Here is a 20177-nt window from a genome sequence, read left to right as displayed (position 1 = left end):
TTGTGATACCGCCGATTAAGCCGAAGAGAATAATACTTAAAAGATAGCCAATCAACGATCGATACGTTACGATAAAAAAGAAGGAGGAAGCGGAAATTGAAGAAATACATATTTTGTTTTCTTTCTGTTCTTGTCACTTTTATTTTGGCCGGATGCCAGCCATCGTCTTCTAAAATTCCAGCTGTCGTTGAGCGAGTCGTTGATGGCGACACATTAAAAGTGAAAATCGGAAAGAGGGAGGAAACGGTACGCTTGTTGCTCATCGATACGCCAGAATCGGTCCATCCGACAAAGCCGGTGCAGCCGTTTGGGCTTGAAGCAAGCCGCTATGTCAAAAAATTATTGCCGCCGGGAACGAAGATCGAGCTCGAACTCGATGTGCGCGAGAGGGATCAATACGGTCGTTTGCTTGCGTATGTGTGGCTTGGTCATCAGATGGTCAATGAATTGTTATTGGAAAAAGGCTATGCCCGTGTCGCATATGTATTTGAACCGAATACGAAATATGTAGATAAATTTCGACAAATTCAAGAGAAGGCGAGAAAAAAGCGGCTCAACATTTGGTCAATTGAAGATTATGCAACAGACCATGGATTTCGTGATGAAGTGGGCCGTAAATCAGAGTCAGAAAAAAGTCAATCGTGCGCAAAACCAATGATTAAGGGCAATGTTTCGAAAAACGGGGAAAAAATTTATCACGTTCCCGGCAGTCCGCAATATGACGTGACAAAAGCAGAAGTGATGTTTTGTAGCGAAAAAGAAGCACAAGCAGCTGGATTTCGCAAACCGCTGCGTTAAATAACTCTCTCCTAAACAGGGAGAGAGTTTCTTTTTTCGTGAGGCAATGAAATAAAAAACGAAGTAATGCGTTCGTCAGACGTACACGTAATTTGTCCACCGTGGTCTTCAATAATTTTTTTGCATACATATAACCCGATTCCAGTTCCGAGCTTTTTTGTTGTGAAAAATGGCTCAAAAATGGCTTGAACGGTTTCAGGTGGGATCATCGGTCCGTTATTGGAAATTTCAATGAGAACCTCTTCATGGCGGGACAATGCTTGAATATGGATGTGACGAGGTTTCTCTTTTTCTTTTACCGCTTCAATCGAGTTTAAGAGAATATTCATGAACACTTGTTTCAATTGGTCTTTATATGCGAAAACGCGCGCTTTTGGATCGATAGTTGTGGAAACATCAACATCTCCATCAACAAAGCTTGGATATAAAAACGACACAGTTTCTTGAAATAGTTGTTCAAGGAAAATGGGTTCTTTCTCTCTTTCTTCCATTTCTTTTCTTGAAATGTGAAGAAATTGAGAAATACGGAATTTTAGTTGTTGCAATTCATGATCGATAATATCTAAATATTTTAAGTTCGGATGTTCAAATTTTAGCAATTGCACGAACCCCATAATCGCGGTTAACGGGTTGCGAAATTCATGGACGAAACTGGAAGACATTTGTCCAAGCAGCGTAAGCCGGTCTTTATGAGATTGCGAGATAAATGAATTTTTTTCTTGAATTTCGGCGTTTTTGAGCTCTGTATATTTCGTCACCGCATAAAACAAAAATTGATCAAACAAACCATTAATGTTATCAATTAACGGCTGAAGCTCTTCGATCGAAAGTCCTGATTTGAGCGCATATCGAATGATTAAGCTTCGCCCGAGATTTGTATTATACACAAATTCGCCGATGTTAATATTCGCTTCCGCCCGTTCTTTCGCAATTTTTTCTGCTAGCGCTTGAATGTCATTTAAGCAAAGATGTCGGCTTAACGTTTTTTTCACTAGCTGAAAGACAGATAGTCCGTTATGTTCAACACGATCGATGTATTTATCGTTATCGGCAATATACATATGTTTTCGCCAATATGTAAGAAAATCCGATAAGTGTTCTTCTAAAAATGCAATCAGTTTTTCCCTTGAAGACTTCAAATCGATTCACCTCGTTTATCCGTTCACCATCGCATGATATTATTATAAAAGGAAACAACTAAAATACGAAAGGGGTATATTGCTAAAAATGTTATTTTAGCATAAAAGAGTACATGGATACGAAAAAATTTGAACATTTTTTACAAGTTTATGGCTCTTCACCAAAAGTTGTGCTTGATTTTGAATAAAAGCTGATTTGATATTTTTTATACATAACTGCAAATAAAAGTTAAATAAATAGTAAGCGGTATCCTTCGCTTCACAACATTACTTGCTTGTCAAGTACATTTTGTGGTGATGAACCCGTTTATCACAATATTTACTTAACAATGTTTAGGGTAGAAAAGAGTGATATCTCCAACCTTTTCTATATGTTTTATGAGTTCATCATAAATGAAAATGTGTGCAACGATATAAGAGATTCAAGTATGAAATGTTGAAAGAAAATCTTGAAAGCTCTATAATCAATAGAGAATCATTGGACAAAGGTTGGCGATGTTTGTGAAACGATACGACTCTATTTTAGATTTAATCGGCAATACGCCGGTTGTGAAATTAAACCGAATTCCTGACCCTAACGGAGCGGAAGTGTATATCAAACTGGAATCGTTTAATCCAGGAGGAAGCGTGAAAGACCGCGCTGCATTTCAAATGATTCGCCGCGCCGAAGAGGAAGGAAAGATTACACCGGGAAAAAGCACGATCATTGAGCCGACTTCAGGCAATACCGGAATCGGCTTAGCGATGGTATGTGCGGCTAAAGGTTATCGCTGCATCATTACGATGCCTGATAATGCAACGATTGAGCGGGTGAAGATTTTAAAAGCATATGGGGCGGAGGTGCATTTAACTCCAGCTTCGCTTCGCATGCAAGGAGCGATTGATGAAGCGAATCGGCTTGCCGCGGAAATTCCTCATAGCTTTATCCCGATGCAATTTGAAAACAAAGCGAACCCAGATGCCCATCGCCATAGTACGGCGATTGAAATTTTAGAGGCGTTTGATGGACAGCTTGATGCCTTTGTGTTAACGGCCGGAACAGGCGGAACGGTGACAGGAACAGGGGAAGAGTTAAAAAAACACATTCCTCACTTGCGAATTTATGTCGTCGAACCATATGGATCGCCTGTGTTGTCAGGTGGAAAACCAGGTCCTCATAAAATTCCAGGAACGGGTCCCGGGTTTATTCCGAAAATATTGAATCGCGACATTTACGATGAGATTTTGTTAATTAAAGATGAGGATGCGCAGATGATGGCGCGTCGTTTGGCCGCAGAAGAAGGCATTTTCGTCGGCGCTTCAGCCGGTGCCGCTGCCCATTATGCTGTGGAAATAGCGAAACGTATGCCGCCATCCGCCCGTGTTCTCTGCATAGCTCCAGATTCCGGCGAGCGATATTTGTCGTCCGATTTGTTTGAAGGTTAATCACGAAAAACGGCTACTATTTAAAAAAGGTAGCCGTTTTGTGATATTTATCCATATCGTTTTTGTCGTTTTTTGCTAAACACTCACGTTTGAGGGGCAATCACTATATAAGCTTGAAAGAAAAAATGCACGGTTTTTCGTGCATTTTTTCTTTGAAAACGAACGGCTCTTCTCTAAAATAAAACATAGGTAGGTGAGCAACATTGTTGAAAAAACGAAAAACATTGCCAGAGATCGTCGAGGAATGGAAGAAAAATGAACATGTCGTTCATTGGCATACAATTCCGGAAAGGGAAGCTAAAACCGTTCCGTTTCCCGAGTCGCTTCATCCGCGCTTAAAGCACGCATTACAAAAGCGAGGCATTTCTTCTTTATATACACATCAAAAAGAAGCATACGAAGCGGTAGAAGCAGGAAAAAACGTTGTAGCCGTCACGCCGACGGCATCGGGAAAAACGTTGTGCTACAATTTGCCCGTTTTACAAACGATGCTTCATCGTCCGGAAGCGCGGGCGCTTTATTTATTTCCGACAAAAGCGCTCGCACAGGATCAAAAAAGCGCCTTAAATGAGATCATTGGGGAAATGGAGACGATGATTTATTGCGATACGTACGACGGAGATACGTCGCCGACCATTCGTCAAAAGATAAGGAAAGCAGGCAATATTGTCATTACCAATCCGGATATGCTACATTCAGGGATTTTACCGCATCACACGAAATGGGTTGCCTTGTTTGAAAATTTGCAGTTTGTTGTCATCGATGAACTTCATACGTACCGCGGGGTGTTTGGCAGCCATGTTGCCAACGTCATTCGCCGGTTAAAACGAATTTGCCGGTTTTACGGAAGCGAACCGCAATTTATTTGCACATCGGCCACGATTGCCAATCCGAAGGAACTAGCGGAAACGCTAACCGGAAACAAAATGGTGTTGATTGACCGAAACGGCGCCCCGTCCGGAAAAAAACATTTCGTCTTTTATAACCCGCCGGTTGTTAACCGAGCGTTGAACATTCGAAAAAGTGCCACATTGGAAGTGAAGAAACTCGCTAGCGAACTGTTAAAACATCATATTCAAACGATCGTATTTGCCAAAAGCCGTGTTCGGGTCGAAATTTTGCTTTCGTATTTAAAACAGTTAGTGAAATATGAGCTTGGAGAAACGTCCATCCGCGCCTATCGCGGCGGCTATTTGCCGAGCGAGCGCCGAGCGATTGAAAAAGGGTTGCGAAACGGGGAAATTCGTGGGGTCGTAAGCACGAACGCGCTCGAGTTAGGCGTCGATATCGGGCAATTACAAGCGTGCATCATCACGGGCTACCCCGGCACGATCGCTAGCACATGGCAGCAAGCAGGGCGCGCCGGGCGGCGGCAAGAAGAGTCGATCGTTGTCATCGTCGCAAGTTCAAGCCCATTGGATCAATATATCATTCAGCACCCTTCATATTTTCTCGAAAGAAGCCCGGAAACGGCCCGTTTAAATCCGGATAACCTCGTGATTTTAGTAGACCACATGAAATGTGCAGCGTTCGAGCTGCCGTTTCGTCAAGGCGAAACGTTCGATGGCGTCGACGTAGAAGAGATTTTGGAATTTTTAACGGACGAGCGCGTGCTTTATCGGAAAGGAGAAAAATGGTACTGGATGAGTGACTCCTTCCCAGCCCATACGATTAGCTTACGCTCTGCTTCGCAAGAAAATGTCGTCATTATCGATATTTCCGAAACAGGAGCGCATCGCGTGATTGGTGAAATGGATCGCTTTAGTGCGATGACGCTTCTCCATGAAGAAGCGATTTATTTGCATCAAGGCGTGCAATATCAAGTCGAAAAGCTCGATTGGGAAGAGAAAAAAGCGTATGTTCGGCAAGTTGATGTCGAATATTTTACCGATGCGAATCTCGCGGTCGAGCTCAAAGTATTGGAAGAAGACCGCAAGCGAGAAACAACCGCTGCCGAAATCGGATTTGGCGATGTGATGGTGCTAGCGAAAGCAACGATTTTTAAAAAAATAAAATTAGAAACACACGAAAATATCGGATCAGGGCCGATTTATTTACCGGAAGAAGAATTGCATACAAACGCTACATGGATCAGTCTCAAACGGGAATCACTGAACCATTGGAACGACGAGCGCATTGAACAAGGATTGTTAGGTGTTGCCCACATCCTTCAATGTGTTGCGCCGTTGTTTGTCATGTGTGACCCGTCTGATTTGCATGTCGTCGCCCAAGTGAAAGCGGTGCATAACGAACAACCGACGATTTTCTTTTATGACCGCTATCCGGGCGGCATCGGGTTGAGCGATGCGCTATATCACGTGATGGAACAAGTGCTAGAGGAAGCGAAACAAATCATCGAGCGGTGTCCGTGTGAATCCGGATGCCCATCTTGCATCGGCACAGATGTAGGAACCTATCACGCGAAAAGCGATGCGCTTCGTTTAATGGGGATGTTCACTGATGGAAGGATTGAACAAGATGACAATTAAACAAAAACTCGCAAGGCTAAAAGGTCATATATCCACCCATCCATCGATTTGCGAACGCGAAGAAGAAACAGATATTCCTTATTTAGAGCGATGGCGTGATCTGAACGCTGAGCCATTCTTTTTTGACGGTGACTATTGCTTCGTTCGCGAAGTGGTTTATTCGCTAGACGACCGTCACGGCATGTACCGGTTTGGCGAATTGCATGTCATTCACGAAATGTGGCAGCGCACGAACCTTTCTCATCCGCTTTCAAGCAAAGGACATGACGTAAGTGATCTGTTTTTCTTTGACACAGAAACGACAGGATTAGGCAGTGGGGCAGGAAATACTATTTTTTTGCTTGGCCATGCCCGCGTATATGATGACCGCGTAGTCGTACGGCAGCACTTTTTACCCCATCCAGGCGCGGAAGTGGCGCTTTATCAAAGTTTTTTGTCGGAAGTTGATTACACGACGCTCGTCACCTATAACGGAAAAGCGTTCGATTGGCCGGTAGTCAAAACACGCCACACGCTTATTCGCGACACTGTACCGAAACTGCCTTCGTTCGGACACTTTGACTTGTATCATGCCGCGCGAAGAATATGGAAATATCGGCTCGAGTCCGTCCGGTTAGCTCACGTGGAAAAAGAGATTCTCGGGGTGGAACGGACGGAAGATATTCCTGGCTTTTTAGCACCGATGATGTATTTTGATTTTCTTTCATCCAAACATCCAGATGGGATTGCTGGAGTATTGAAGCACAATGAAATGGATGTGCTGTCGCTCATTGTGTTATACATTCATCTTTCAAAGCAAATTTTACAGGCTCAAGAAATCGACCACACCACTGATCAGTTCGAAATGGCGCGCTGGTTTGCTTCCATCGGAGAAGTAGGCGAAGCGAAAAAAGTATACAAACAAGTAGCCGAGGGCAATGAGCAGGAAGCGGCGAAAGCTAAATGGAATCTTTCGCTCATTTACAAAAAAGAAAAAAAATACGACGAAGCGATTGCAATTTGGCAAGAATTACTGCAAAGTGGCCATGACGGATGGAACGTCAAAGCGGCCATCGAATTAGCGAAAATATATGAACATCTTTTCCGGCAGCCGGAACGGGCGTATCAATACGCGCAGACAGCGTATCGTGCGTGGAAAGGGATCGCTCGCACCCATCGGTCCAACGAATCGCCGCACGAATTGCTGAAACGGCTCGAAAGGCTTGAACGGAAAATAAAGAAATAACTATTTCCTTGGAAAGCGCAAAATACGACAGAAAATACAGAAAATTTATTTTTTCGAAGCGAAACTTGTAGAAAAAGCGAAGAATGTGTACAATTATATATTGTGAGTGGAACGCATAAAAAGCGATGGATGGGGAGACAAGCCGTGAAAAGCATGTATAAAAAAATTTTATATTTGTTTTTTGTCGTTGTCGGTTTAACGATGGTTTTGTTTACAAACTTAACATAATGGATCGCAACAGTAGAAAAATGGGTTTCTGCACTAGTACGTGTCCGCTCCTTTCATCATAGGCTAGTATTGTCAAACAGCTTATGACAAAAGGAGAGATGTATATGCATTGCAGACCACATGTCGTGGCACCAATTGTTCATCCGCCAAAATGCTGTGTACAACATCATTTACACGCAACGATTGTGCCACATATCCATCCGTCCCATACGACTCATGTAAATCATCATCTTTACCAACATCAACACTATTTCCCGCACACCGAATCGGTAGTGAATGAAGTAGCGAACCAGCAACTCTTTTGCGGCGGCCCTGCCCCGATGCCGTGGGGCTATTAAGTGGTGAGAAAACAGGAACTGAATCTCAGTTCCTGTTTTCTTGTAAGGAGGAAAAGGCGTTGTTAAAAGTGTTGGCGGTGACAGGTTATAAACCGCATGAACTGAATATTTTTACAAACGATCATCCGGCGGTTGCTTATATCAAAAAAGCGATCGAAAAACGCCTTATTGCGCTTTTAGAGGAAGGATTGGAGTGGGTTGTGATTAGCGGTCAATTAGGGGTAGAGCTGTGGGCGGCGGAAGTGGTGTATGAATTGCAGGAAGTGTACCCTCATTTGCAGTTGGCGGTGTTAGCGCCATTTTTGCATCAAGAAGAGCGGTGGAAGGAAGAAAATCGCGAATATTACGAACTCATCGTTTCCCAAGCCGATTTTTTTGACTATATTACGAAGCGGCCATACGAAAACTCCGCACAGTTTCGGCTGAAAAACGAGTTCATCCTTACCAAAAGTGATGGGCTGTTAATCGTTTATGACGAAGAAAGAGAAGGCACGCCGAAATTTATGCTCCATATGGCCAAGAAAAAAGAACATTACCCGATTTTTTCGATTTCGTTTGCCGATTTGCAAGCGATCGTAGAAGAGGAACAATGGTAAATTGACAATCGCTCGACTTTCTGAAAAAATAAAGAAAAGGATAGCGGATTGGAATAGGGGTGAAAACGATGTTGGCAGGTCGTGTGAAATTAACAGCGAAAGACATTTTGGAAAAGGAATTTAAAGTAAGTATGCGCGGGTATAACCAAGACGAAGTCGATCAATTTTTAGACATGATTATTAAAGACTACGAAGTGTTCCATCAGGAAATTGAAGAGTTACAACAAGAAAATATGCGGTTGAAACGCCAAGTAGAGGAACTGCAAAAGCGACAAGCAATGCCGGCGGGCACAACGAACTTTGACATTTTACAACGTTTGTCTAATTTAGAAAAGCACGTATTCGGAAACAAACTGTACGAATAATGTACATAAAGAAAAAAATTCCCATTGCAGCGAGCAGAAAAATCGACTATACTACATTATGCAAAGATGAAGGCATTAATAATGTTCGGGTAATCGCTGCGACACTTTGGTCGTAGAGGAAAGTCCATGCTCGCACGGTGCTGAGATGCCCGTAGTGTTCGTGCCTAGCGAAACAATAAGCTAGGGCAGTCTGGCGCAAGGCTGGGCTGACGGCGGGGAAAGAACCTACGTCCTTATGGATATGGTTCGATTACCCTGAAAGTGCCACAGTGACGGAGCTCTAAGGGAAACCTTAGGGGTGGAACGCGGTAAACCCCACGAGCGAGAAACCCAAATAATGGTAGGGGCACCTTCCCGAAGGAAATGAACGGAGGGAAGGACAGATGAACTTTCATCTGTAGATAGATGATTACCGCCGGAGTACGAGGCGAAAAGCCGCTTGCAGTACGAAGGAACAAAACATGGCTTACAGAACATTATTAATGCCGAAAGAAAAGGGCTCTCGGTTTATAGAGAGTCTTTTTTTTTGTCAAAAACGTGTCACAAAATATCGCTTGAATGAAAGAGAAAAGAAATAGTATAAAAATGATATAAGCATCTTATTTATGATGCTTTATTTTGAAGCGATTATCGTTTTTCACACGGTGAAGCCGAAGAGGAGATGAAGTGGCATGGGGAATGATTGCTCGAAGCTATTACAGCAAACCATATTTATAAACATTGCCAACAAGGTTATGAAACATATCAATGAAGGGATTATGGTCACAGATCGGGAAGGAAGTATTATATGGGTGAATCCGGCTTTTGAGATCGTAACCGGTTATCATCAAGAAGAAATCATCGGCCAAAATCCGCGGTTTTTACAATCTGGGTTGCATGATAAAGCGTTTTATAAAAGTATGTGGAAAGAGATTATTGAGAACGGTGTTTGGAAAGGAGAAATATGGAATAAAAGAAAGGACGGAGAGTTGTTTTTAGAATGGCTGACCGTCATTTCGATTCGGGACAGGAAGGGGAATATTACCAATTATTTAGCGATTTTTTCCGATATTACTGTACAAAAAAGAAATATTGAACAGCTAAAGAAACTTGCGCATTACGACATGTTGACGGGCGTGCCAAACCGCTATTTGTTTACGAAAAGATTGGAGGATTTGATTGAAACATCCCACCGGCACCGGCAACTATTTGCTGTGATGTTTTTAGACTTAGATCGGTTTAAATATGTGAATGACACGCTAGGTCACCATGCTGGAGATTCGTTGTTACAGAAAGTTGCTCAGCGATTAAAGGGGATTTTGCAAAAAAAAGATACGCTCGCGAGGTTTGGAGGAGATGAATTTGTCATTATTCTTCCTAATCTCAAACATATTCGTGAGGCCGCTCGAATAGCGAAAACGATCATTGACGTGCTAAAAGCTCCGTTTTCTATAGAAGGCCAAGATATATATGTCACAGCAAGTATAGGAGTCAGTTTTTACCCCCATAATGGCGAAAATGTTGAAGTGCTCATCCGCAATGCTGATCGCGCGATGCATAGCGCAAAAAAGAAAGGAAAAAACCGTTTTGAATTATATAACAGTCACGAGCATGGCCGCGATGAGCAAGATTTGGTGTTAGAAAACGACCTTCACAAAGCGTTGGAGTGTGGGGAGTTGCTATTGTACTATCAACCTCAGCTCGATCTCCGTACCAATCAAATTTCCGGAGTTGAAGCGTTAGTGCGCTGGAAACATCCTGAGCGCGGACTTGTTTCTCCTGTTGCCTTTATTCCGCTTGCCGAAGAAACCGGTCTCATTATACCAATGAGCGAATGGGTGCTAGAAGAAGCATGTCGGCAGTTAAAACAGTTACATCTTGCGTATCCAAAGTTAAAAATGAGCGTCAATATTTCAGCTGTTCATTTTCTACAAAATGAATTAGTTGAAACAATTGATCGTATCCTTCAAAAAACAGCTGTTGATCCGCGTTATCTTGAGTTAGAATTGACAGAAAGCACGCTAATGCCGAATGCGCCATTCGCCATTGAGTGGCTTGTTCAAATGAAGCAACGACAAATCAAAATCGCGATTGATGATTTCGGAACAGGATTTTCGTCGCTAAGCTACTTGCATCGTTTTCCGATTGACACATTAAAAATTGACAAAAGCTTCATTCGTCATTTATCTTCGTATCGTGGAGAAGCATCAATCGTCAAAGCGATCATTGAGATGGGACGTAGTTTGAATGTTTCGGTAGTGGCTGAAGGGGTGGAAACGGAAAAGCAATATAAATTTTTAAAAGAACAAAGGTGTGACTACGCGCAAGGATATTATATTTCCAAGCCGCTTCTGTTTGATGAGTTGCAGCAATTTTTACGGGAATGGAATACAGAATAGGAGATGTCAATATGAGCAAACTTACGATTATCGCCACAGCGGCGATGGGCATTGAATCGATCGTCGCCGATGAAGTGCGGAGTCTCGGCTATGAATGTACCGTAGATAATGGTAAAGTCACGTTTGAGGCGGACGAATTGGCGGTTTGCCGCGCTAATTTATGGCTGCGCACCGCAGACCGCATCAAGCTCAAAATCGGAGAGTTTAAAGCGACGACATTTGAGGAGTTGTTTGAGCAAACGAAAACGCTTCCATGGGCGGATTACATTCCGGTTCATGCGGAGTTTCCTGTGATCGGAAAATCGGTGAAGTCGCAGTTGTTCAGCGTTTCAGATTGTCAAGCGATCGTAAAAAAAGCGGTCGTTGAAAGCTTAAAGCAGCATTATCGCGTGTCATGGTTCGAGGAAACAGGCCCTCTCTACCGCATCGAAGTCGCGCTCCATAAAGATATCGCGACATTAACGATCGACACAAGCGGTGCAGGCCTGCATAAGCGCGGCTATCGCGTGGCACAAGGCGAAGCTCCGCTCAAAGAAACGTTAGCTGCCGCACTCATTCAATTGACGAACTGGACGCCGGATCGGCCGTTTGTCGATCCGTTTTGCGGTTCGGGAACGATTCCGATTGAAGCGGCGCTTATCGGTCAAAATATCGCTCCCGGATTCAACCGCGATTTCGTGTCAGAACAGTGGGAATGGATTGGAAAACATAAGTGGGAACGGGCGCGTGAAGAAGCGGAAGATGTGGCGAACTACGATCAGCCGCTTGATATTTCTGGCTTTGATATCAACCACCGCATGGTTCAAGTCGCCAAAGAAAATGCGCTCGAAGCAGGGCTTGGCGATCTCATTACCTTTAAGCAAATGCAAGCGAAAGATTTTACGACGAAAAAACAATACGGGGTCATCGTCGGCAATCCGCCGTACGGAGAGCGGCTTGGCGAGCGGAAAGAAGTTGAAAAAATGTATAAGGAAATGGGAAAAACGTTTGCCGCATTGGATACATGGTCGGTTTACATATTAACGGCAAATAAAGAATTTGAAAAATATTACGGCAAACCTGCAACAAAGCGCCGGAAGCTGTTTAACGGTTTTATCGAAACGCATTACTATCAATATTGGGGCTTGCGGCCGCCGAAAAAATGTTGAAGTATCAAGGGTTTGAACGATTTTTTGTAAAGTGGCTTGTAAAAAAGAATTTGGCTTAAATATGCGTCACACTTTCTTTTCAGATATTGAAAAGGAGGTGTGGTTTTTTTGTTATTAAAATATGCCATTAAAGATTTTCCTGAAGATCGGGAATTTAAAAACCTATCTAAACACACAATCGAAAGTTACATACATACGCTGAAAGAAACTCAAGAGTTTTGTGAAAAGAGCTTTTTGCGATGTTGATTTTTTCAAGGAACATTGTACAACTCGATGCTTCTCTTCCTATGCTCATCCAGTATTCCTTTCGTCTTTTTCCTATATAAATGCAATTTGGAACTTTAACGTTTTCGTCTTTTATGGAGTAATCGGTATGTTTCGACTGTCGGGTGACCAAACAACACCGCTTCCAGACAAATGCATTTGTCTGTGAAGCGGTTGGGTGTTCGGTCCTCTGTCACGCGAAGGCGTGACGAAGGCAAGTCACAGACTTGCCTCCGACAGTCGAAAAAATGCAGAAAAGATTGTGTTCAGCCATATGATTCTATGTTTTTTAGTAAAATAATGGATAATCAACACTCATGCATTTTCATAGGAGATTAGCGATATATTGATGCAAATTAAATGAATTTTGTGGTATAATCTCCTTAAAATAAGCATATACTAACCTCTTAAGGGAGGTGTAGTGTATGTGTGATAAGGAGGAGAAGGATATGGCGATTGCTCAAAGAAATGATAGTGAAAAATTATCATTTATGGACGACATAAAATCGATCATTCGAACGAATATGAAGAAAAGGGGTTTAACGCCTGCTGAAGCGAGGAAGTCTTTAGGCATTAAAAAGTATGAAAAGAAACAACGTTAAAACAGAGGTTCTTGATACAAATATTTTTATTGCGGCTTGGTTCGAAGAATCTATATCATGCGAAAAAATATTGGAATTAGTAAAAAATAAAAAGATAAGGCTTCTCTTCGCTCAGGATACTATTGGGGAATTGATTTATTTGGTTAAAAATTTTGCTCGTCATAACATTGATTGTGTGTCTGATAGGATTATATTGTTAAAAAGTATTGCAGAACTTTTTTATCATTCATTATCAGTTAATACGATGAATGTTGAAATTGAAAAATCTAACGATAAATATGATGATATGTTTTTGAAATGCGCCATTGCAGGTAATGCAGATTATTTAATAACTGACGATATGAAACATGGTTTGCATGAAAGAGAATTTGATCATTTAAAAGTATATACATCAGAAAATTTTATAAAACAATATGAAGAAGAACATGGAGAGATAAAAATTCAATCGTCTTAAGATGGTTTTTTATTTTTGTGTTTATATAAGTATATGATTATATATTTATATAATGTATTGTATGGTGGTAAGTAGTATAGGTGGGAAATGAGTGCAAACCTGCGGACAAATGTAGACATATTAAAAAGGAAAAATAGGATATTTTGTAGAATGAAAAGGAAAAATCTAAATGAGGAAGAGGGAAAAATGATGGAAAAATTAGGTGTGTTGATGAACCAATAAAAACAAGTTGACATCGCGCTATTCCCAGTTTTTCTTCTGTGTAATTCTGTGTTTTTTTGTAAAATAATAGATAATCAACACTCGTGTGGAAAAATATCTAGGCAGTACACGATCACGTTGCACGTTCAAAAGGAATTTTTGTAAAAAATCCGACAGATGCAATGATGAAGGCACAAGAAAGTAGCACACTTAATATTGACATGAATGAATTATTATTAGAAATAATTGGTAGTGAATTAGAAGTTGTCGATGAAAGAATGAATCACTGCCTTTTGGCATACAAATACAAAAGGGGTGATGAGCATTGAAACCAATTGATTTATTCAAAATTTCGCAAGCGCTCGATAATACGTATATGATGTTAGAAGCGCACGAGGCCGAAGGATTGGAACGGATCGAAACAGCGAAACACGAATGGAAGCAGGCAGTTGTATACATGCTCTCTAGTGTGTTTCGCGCATAGTAAAAAACGCTCCGGCTTTTCCCCTCCTCATTGACTTCTTTCATCATATAGGGGATAATATTAGTTTGTTACTGTTATTATGTTGGAGGGTTTGGAACGATGAGCCGTGAGCGATATCCTTTTTCATTAGAGAAAAATGAAAGTTTTTTTGATAAATTGGGCGAGTGGATTGGCGATGTGTTTTACGATATTTTGCCAGAGGCCGGATTTGAATTGCGTGACGAGCAAGTATATATGGCGTTTCAGCTCGAACGTGCTTTTAAAGAAAAAAAAGTGATGTTTGCGGAAGCGGGGGTAGGAACGGGAAAAACGATCGTGTATTTGCTGTATGCGATTTGTTATGCCCGCTATACGGGAAAGCCGGCGATCATTGCCTGTGCGGACGAAACACTCATCGAGCAGCTCGTTAAAAAAGAAGGCGATATCGCCAAAATCTCACAAGTACTTGATTTACATATTGATGTGCGTCTTGCTAAATCGCAAGACCAATATTTATGTTTGAATAAATTGGATCAAGTGTTAATGACCAATGAAGATGACATCGAACTTTATGAGCAAATTTTTGATGAGCTCCCGGAGTTTGTTCATGACCATCGGACATTGCAATCGTTTTATCACTACGGTGACCGAAAAGAATATGCCCATTTAAGCGATGAACAGTGGCAAAAAATTGCGTGGGACCCGTTTCAGGATTGTTTTGCATGTGAAAAGCGCCATCGTTGCGGGCAAACGTTATCGCGCGAACATTACCGGAAAGCCGCCGATTTAATCGTCTGTTCGCACGATTTTTATATGGAACATGTTTGGACATATGAGGCACGCAAACGAGAAGGGCAACTGCCGCTTTTGCCAGAGGCGAGCTGTGTTGTCTTTGACGAAGGGCATTTATTAGAATTTGCCGCACAAAAAGCGTTGACATACCGCATGAAAGAAACGACGCTCGAAACGTTGTTAACTCGTTTATTAGAAAATGACATTCGCGAGGAATTAGCTTATTTAATTGAAGAAACTCTCCAAGTGAGCGATCGTTTTTTCGCTGAATTGACGCTGTGTTCGACGGAAGTAGTTGGCTCGAACCGCCAAGAAATCGCGTTTTCTCCTCAGCTTGTTCGTCTAGCGAAAGAATTGCGTGGAAAAATCGGCGAAATCGGTAACGAACTCGTTTTTGAAAGCGAGACGTATACGATCGACCATTATCAATTAAATATTGTCGATGAGTATTTAGACCAAATGGAGTATTCGTTGCATCTATTCATCCATAATCGTGAAGCGATTACGTGGTTAGAAGCGTCGAAGGAAGGAAAAACACTTGTCATTATGCCGCGCACGGTACAAGAAGTGTTGCGCGAAAAAGTGTTTAACAAAAAAATGCCGTTCATTTTTTCGTCGGCAACGTTATCAAACCGCAAATCGTTTGACTATATCGCCGCAAGTTTAGGGATCGATGACTACTTATCGTTCAGCGTCGATTCACCGTTTGACTATAACGAGCAAATGACGATTTATATGCCGACCTTTACGAACGATGATACGCTATTTGCGCAAAAATACCGCTATGCGTTGCAAAAAATTCGTGAAACGGAGGGGCGGGCACTCGTTTTATTCCCTTCGAAACAAGAATTACAGCAGTTTAAGCAGGTAGCTGAAAAAGAATATGAATTTTCCTTTTTGTTTGAAGGGGACCGGGAAATTAGCGAGTTAGTCGCTGCGTTCCAAAGAGAAGAAGAGACGGTTTTATGCGCGGAACATTTATGGGAAGGATTAGATATTCCAGGACCATCGTTATCGAACGTCATCATTTGGTCGCTTCCTTATCCGCCGAACGATCCGGTGTTTCAAGCGAAACGGAAAGCTTATGCTGATCCGTTTTGGCAAGTCGATGTTCCGTATATGCTCTTGCGTTTGCGCCAAGGAGTTGGTCGCCTCATTCGCACGCATGAAGACCACGGCATCGTATCGATTTTTGTAACCAATGACGAAAACAAAAACGTGATCGAAGCGATCAAAGGTGTATTGCCTATTGATGTAAGGGAAGAATAATTTCTAGGGAAGAATAATTTCTTCCCTATTTTTCTCATAAAAAGAGGAGATTTTTCATTTGAATGGAAATATATATGGGCAAGCAAAGTAATAGGGGGATTGACATGTTCAAAGACATCGAACAACAATTTTTACGTTATGTTAAAAAAATGATGAGCTACAATGAAGCCATTCAAGTCATGTATTGGGATATGCGGACCGGGGCACCGGAAAAAGGGCTGGAGCAACGTTCAGAAGTGATTGGCGTTCTTTCTCAAGAAGTGTTTAAAATGTCGATATCAGAAGAGATGGCCGCATATATTGCGAAGCTTTCGCCAAGCGATGTACAAGAACAATTATCTGACGTAGCGCGTCATACATTGGCGGAATGTAAAAAAGGGTATGAGCGAAATAAAAAAATTCCAGAAGAGGAATATAGAGAATACGTCGTGTTACAATCGAAAGCTGAAAACGTATGGGAAAAAGCGAGAGAGGCATCCGACTTTAACATGTTTCGTCCATATTTAGAGAAGCTTGTTGCGTTTAACAAAAAATTTATTGACTATTGGGGCTATGACGGCAATCCGTACAATACGCTACTTGATTTATACGAACCGGGAATGACTGTCGAGGTGTTAGACGACGTATTTGCTAAGCTGCGCGAACGCATCGTCCCGCTCGTTCAAGCGGTCGTTTCATCCCGCCATCAACCCGACACATCGTTTTTGTTTCACCCGTTTCCGAAAGAAAAGCAGCGTGCCTTCAGTTTAGAACTGCTGCGTGAGCTTGGCTACGATTTTTCAGCAGGGCGGTTAGATGAAACGGTTCACCCGTTTGCGATCGGTTTAAACCCTGGCGACGTCCGCATTACGACGCGATACGATGAACGCGATTTTCGCACGGCGCTATTTGGAACGATTCACGAATGCGGCCATGCGCTGTATGAACAGAACATTTCAAAAGAACTGATCGGCACACCGTTATGCACAGGCACATCGATGGGAATTCATGAATCGCAATCGCTGTTTTATGAAAACTTCATCGGCCGTCATTATTGCTACTGGAAGCGCAACTATCCACTTCTTCAGCAATATGCGCCAGAGCAATTCGCCAACGTATCGCTTGATGAGTTTTACCGGGCGATTAACGAAGCGAAACCGTCTTTGATTCGCATTGAGGCAGATGAATTAACGTATTCTTTACATATTATGATCCGCTATGAAATTGAAAAAGGATTGTTCAACGGAACGATCGCGGTAAAAGATTTGCCAGATATTTGGAACGATAAATATGAAGAATATCTCGGCATTCGTCCACATTGCGATGCGGTTGGGGTGTTGCAAGACGTGCATTGGTCGGGAGGAAGTTTTGGCTATTTTCCTTCTTACGCGCTCGGCTATATGTATGCGGCGCAATTGAAGCAGGCGATGCTGAAAGACCTTCCATATTTCGATGAACTGCTCGAAACAGGAGAACTTCTTCCAATTCGAAACTGGCTGACGGAAAAAGTTCATCGTTTCGGAAAAACGAAAAAGCCGCTTGATATTTTACACGAAGCGACAGGAGAAGGATTGAATGCCGGTTATTTGATTCGGTATTTAGAGGAAAAATATAAAGCGATTTATCAACTATAAAAACGAAGGTGGCCCATTTTCGGACCACCTTCGTTTTTTTACCACAGTTTGTAACCTTTCGAACCCGGCGGTGCGTTTTGAATCATATCGATAAACGGAATCGTATAAGCGATTAAAATCAGTGCAACCGTAATGCTGATCAAAAGTTTCCAGTTTTCCATTGCAAGCGGTGTGCGCTCTGCAGTTTCAGCCACTTCGCCGACAGGGAATTCGGTTTCTCCTTTTGGTGCGAAGAACGCTAAGTTTGTGACGATGACAAGCACTAAAATAATGCCGATGAACAGAATCGTTCCACCAACCGCTTGGGCGATTTGATATGGAATCCACTCAAGCGCCTGTGGCGAGTTGCCGTACGTTGAAAACGCTGAGCGGCGTGGTGCGCCAAGCAATCCTGCAAAGTGCATCGAACCAGACATAAATGCCATCCCGATGGCCCAGACGATCGTTTGAATAATTGCTAAACGGTTCATTGCTTTCGTCATCACACGTCCGCTTAAATGCGGAATGAGCCAGTAAGCGGCACCGAAAAATGTAAGAACGACGGTTGTTGCCAATGTTAAATGGAAGTGCCCTGTAACCCAAATCGTATTATGCACAACTTGGTTTAATTGGTGGGAAGCGTTCACAAGCCCACCAGCTCCCGCAGGAATGAAAAAGAGCATTCCGACAAACGGCGCAAAGAAACGTGCATCTCCCCAAGGAAGTTTGCGCAACCATCCGAAAAGCCCTGTTGCTCCTTTTGAGCGTCCATACATTTCAAATGTTGCAAACATCGCAAACGCAGTCATTAACGATGGAATTGCCACCATAAACGTTAACACAACTTGCACGTATTTCCAGAATGGCTCAACTCCTGGTTCCATTAATTGATGGTGAAAACCAACCGGAATGGAGAAAAATAAGAATAAGATAAAGGACAGACGCGCTAACGAATCCGAGAAAATTTTTCCACCAATAATTTTTGGAATGATCGCATACCAAATCATATAAGCCGGTAATAACCAGAAATAAACGAGCGGATGGCCAAAATACCAGAATAGCGTTCGGCTCACTAATACGTTAATGCGATCGACAAGCCCTAATGACCAAGGCAGCAATTGAATCAATACAGTTGCGGCAACTCCTAGTGAGCAAACAAGCCATAACACCATGTTCACAACCGCCATAAAGGTGAGAAGAGGACTCACTTGGCTTGGATGTTCTTTTTTCCAACGTGCATAATGTGCGAAAATCGCAAATCCGCTAATCCAGCTGCCGACGACAACGAGCGTCAAACCGAGATAAAAGCCTGGATGCGCTTGCAATGGCGCATAAAACGTATAAAGGACAGATGCTTCGCCAATTAAAATAAAGAACGCGGTCATAGCTGTACCGATCGTCATTAACCAAAAGCCAATCCAGCCCCAAAAACGAACGCGGTCAGAAAACGTTCCGGCTGTGCGGCTCACAGCTGCAAATTGAAAACCGATAATAAAAAACGTAGTTAATACAAGTCCGAGCAATACCCCATGAGTTGTTAAAATCGTATAATAGCTAATATTGGCTGGAAGAGTAAACTTTCCGGAACGCACTAACGTTTGCAATAATCCGGCTAATCCACCTAATGCTAACGCGATAAAAGCGACATAAATATGGGCGAGTGCCAATTTCGCATCGCGGCGATCCACTTTTAATGTTTCGTTCATCTTAATCCACCACCTTAATTCGTGCCGTCATCATATGGTGTCCGGCACCGCAATATTCGTTGCATAAAATCGTATATTCTCCGGTTTTATCAAATGTCTTTGTGAATGAGTTCACATAACCGGGTTCAACCATCATATTAATATTCGTTCCGACAACTTCAAAACCGTGAATGACGTCTTTCGTCGTAACGTTAATCGTTACTTTTGCCCCTTTTGGAATTTCCACTTGGGCTGGTGTATAGCTAAATGCCGAAGCAACCATGTTGAGTTGGTATTCGTTATCTCCTGTTTTGACTAATCCTGGTTTGTTAAATGGAGGCGTTTGATCTACCTTTTCGGGATCAATCGTTGTTAAGCCACTTGGCGGCTGGTTGCCTTTTGCAAACGCACTTACACCAACAATCGTTAAAAATATGAATAAAGAACCAATTCCGAAAATAAGCCAAATTTTTTCATATTTGTGTATGTGCATACCGTCTGTTCTCTCCTTTCTTTTATAGACGTTCTAAAAATAAAAAATATACGCTAACCCACGTGAAAATAAGGAAAAAACCTAACAAAAAAACTGAAGCAAGCGTTCCTTTTAAATTGCTATTCTCCGTTGCTTTCCCTTTTATTTTTTCATTTGCCATCCTCCCATACCTCCTTTCTTTCATCCCCAAAACGAATCATTACACTTTCATAATACAAAACAAACAATAATTT

18 protein-coding genes and 1 other RNA gene are annotated in these 20177 nt (G+C 42.2%); 15 read left to right on the top strand and 4 right to left on the bottom strand.

The window, feature by feature from the left end; all coding sequences use genetic code 11:
• The first annotated feature begins 96 nt into the window (after positions 1 to 96).
• A complete protein-coding gene (locus HNQ34_RS00705) occupies positions 97 to 798 on the top strand; it encodes a thermonuclease family protein (RefSeq protein WP_183250856.1) in 702 nt (233 codons plus the stop codon).
• A gap of 11 nt (positions 799 to 809) precedes the next feature.
• On the opposite strand, the gene HNQ34_RS00700 is transcribed toward HNQ34_RS00705, so the two are convergent.
• On the bottom strand, positions 810 to 1937 hold the full coding sequence (locus HNQ34_RS00700; RefSeq protein WP_183250855.1) for a histidine kinase N-terminal domain-containing protein: 1128 nt from the start codon (positions 1935 to 1937) through the stop codon (positions 810 to 812).
• A gap of 501 nt (positions 1938 to 2438) precedes the next feature.
• Here HNQ34_RS00700 and cysK point away from each other — a divergent pair.
• The 14 genes from cysK to HNQ34_RS00630 all read left to right on the top strand — a co-directional run bounded on the left by cysK (position 2439) and on the right by HNQ34_RS00630 (position 17787).
• On the top strand, positions 2439 to 3362 hold the full coding sequence (cysK, locus tag HNQ34_RS00695) for a cysteine synthase A (protein WP_183250854.1): 924 nt from the start codon (positions 2439 to 2441) through the stop codon (positions 3360 to 3362).
• Positions 3363 to 3568: 206 nt separating this feature from the next.
• Entirely contained in the window at positions 3569 to 5851 is a 2283-nt protein-coding gene (locus HNQ34_RS00690; RefSeq protein ID WP_183250853.1) for a DEAD/DEAH box helicase, read from the top strand.
• A complete protein-coding gene (locus HNQ34_RS00685; protein ID WP_183251281.1) occupies positions 5841 to 7076 on the top strand; it encodes a ribonuclease H-like domain-containing protein in 1236 nt (411 codons plus the stop codon). The genes HNQ34_RS00690 and HNQ34_RS00685 overlap by 11 nt, the downstream gene beginning before the upstream one ends.
• Positions 7077 to 7408: 332 nt before the next feature.
• On the top strand, positions 7409 to 7642 hold the full coding sequence (locus tag HNQ34_RS00680; RefSeq protein WP_183250852.1) for a spore coat protein: 234 nt from the start codon (positions 7409 to 7411) through the stop codon (positions 7640 to 7642).
• A gap of 59 nt (positions 7643 to 7701) precedes the next feature.
• Complete coding sequence (locus tag HNQ34_RS00675; protein ID WP_183250851.1) at positions 7702 to 8238, top strand: DUF1273 domain-containing protein; 537 nt, start codon at positions 7702 to 7704, stop codon at positions 8236 to 8238.
• A gap of 68 nt (positions 8239 to 8306) precedes the next feature.
• On the top strand, positions 8307 to 8603 hold the full coding sequence (gene gpsB, locus HNQ34_RS00670; RefSeq protein WP_183250850.1) for a cell division regulator GpsB: 297 nt from the start codon (positions 8307 to 8309) through the stop codon (positions 8601 to 8603).
• 81 nt (positions 8604 to 8684) lie between these two features.
• An RNA gene (gene rnpB, locus HNQ34_RS00665) (RNase P RNA component class B) lies at positions 8685 to 9077 on the top strand.
• Between the two features lie 197 nt (positions 9078 to 9274).
• Positions 9275 to 10981: a putative bifunctional diguanylate cyclase/phosphodiesterase gene (locus HNQ34_RS00660; RefSeq protein WP_183250849.1), complete on the top strand. Its 1707-nt coding sequence runs from the start codon at positions 9275 to 9277 to the stop codon at positions 10979 to 10981.
• 11 nt (positions 10982 to 10992) lie between these two features.
• Positions 10993 to 12129, top strand: a complete 1137-nt coding sequence (locus tag HNQ34_RS00655) for a THUMP domain-containing class I SAM-dependent RNA methyltransferase (protein WP_183250848.1) — start codon at positions 10993 to 10995, stop codon at positions 12127 to 12129.
• A gap of 713 nt (positions 12130 to 12842) precedes the next feature.
• The gene (locus HNQ34_RS00650; protein ID WP_183250847.1) at positions 12843 to 12995 is read left to right on the top strand and encodes a hypothetical protein; all 153 of its coding nucleotides are present in this window, start codon (positions 12843 to 12845) and stop codon (positions 12993 to 12995) included.
• The gene (locus HNQ34_RS00645; RefSeq protein ID WP_183250846.1) at positions 12976 to 13449 is read left to right on the top strand and encodes a putative toxin-antitoxin system toxin component, PIN family; all 474 of its coding nucleotides are present in this window, start codon (positions 12976 to 12978) and stop codon (positions 13447 to 13449) included. Before HNQ34_RS00650 ends, HNQ34_RS00645 begins: the two co-directional genes overlap by 20 nt.
• A 526-nt stretch (positions 13450 to 13975) precedes the next feature.
• A complete protein-coding gene (locus HNQ34_RS00640) occupies positions 13976 to 14134 on the top strand; it encodes a hypothetical protein (RefSeq protein ID WP_183251352.1) in 159 nt (52 codons plus the stop codon).
• Positions 14135 to 14233: 99 nt separating this feature from the next.
• A complete protein-coding gene (locus HNQ34_RS00635) occupies positions 14234 to 16174 on the top strand; it encodes an ATP-dependent DNA helicase (protein WP_183250845.1) in 1941 nt (646 codons plus the stop codon).
• A 104-nt stretch (positions 16175 to 16278) separates the two neighbouring features.
• A complete protein-coding gene (locus HNQ34_RS00630) occupies positions 16279 to 17787 on the top strand; it encodes a carboxypeptidase M32 (protein ID WP_183250844.1) in 1509 nt (502 codons plus the stop codon).
• 38 nt (positions 17788 to 17825) lie between these two features.
• Here the strand turns inward: HNQ34_RS00630 and HNQ34_RS00625 are convergent, their stop codons facing one another.
• From HNQ34_RS00625 to HNQ34_RS00615, 3 genes are read right to left on the bottom strand one after another with little or no spacing between them, the layout of a single operon-like run.
• Positions 17826 to 19472, bottom strand: coding sequence for a b(o/a)3-type cytochrome-c oxidase subunit 1 (locus tag HNQ34_RS00625; protein WP_183250843.1), 1647 nt, complete (start codon positions 19470 to 19472; stop codon positions 17826 to 17828).
• A 1-nt stretch (position 19473) separates the two neighbouring features.
• Entirely contained in the window at positions 19474 to 19944 is a 471-nt protein-coding gene (locus HNQ34_RS00620; RefSeq protein WP_183250842.1) for a cytochrome c oxidase subunit II, read from the bottom strand.
• 22 nt (positions 19945 to 19966) lie between these two features.
• Positions 19967 to 20104 (bottom strand): cytochrome c oxidase subunit 2A, encoded by a 138-nt coding sequence (locus tag HNQ34_RS00615; protein ID WP_183250841.1) that lies wholly within the window; start codon positions 20102 to 20104, stop codon positions 19967 to 19969.
• Positions 20105 to 20177: the final 73 nt, after the last annotated feature.

The organism is Anoxybacteroides tepidamans (assembly GCF_014201465.1).
Lineage (GTDB): Bacteria > Bacillota > Bacilli > Bacillales > Anoxybacillaceae > Anoxybacteroides > Anoxybacteroides tepidamans.
Note: the sequence above shows the minus strand (reverse complement) of the source record. Positions and strands in the feature narration are given on the sequence as shown.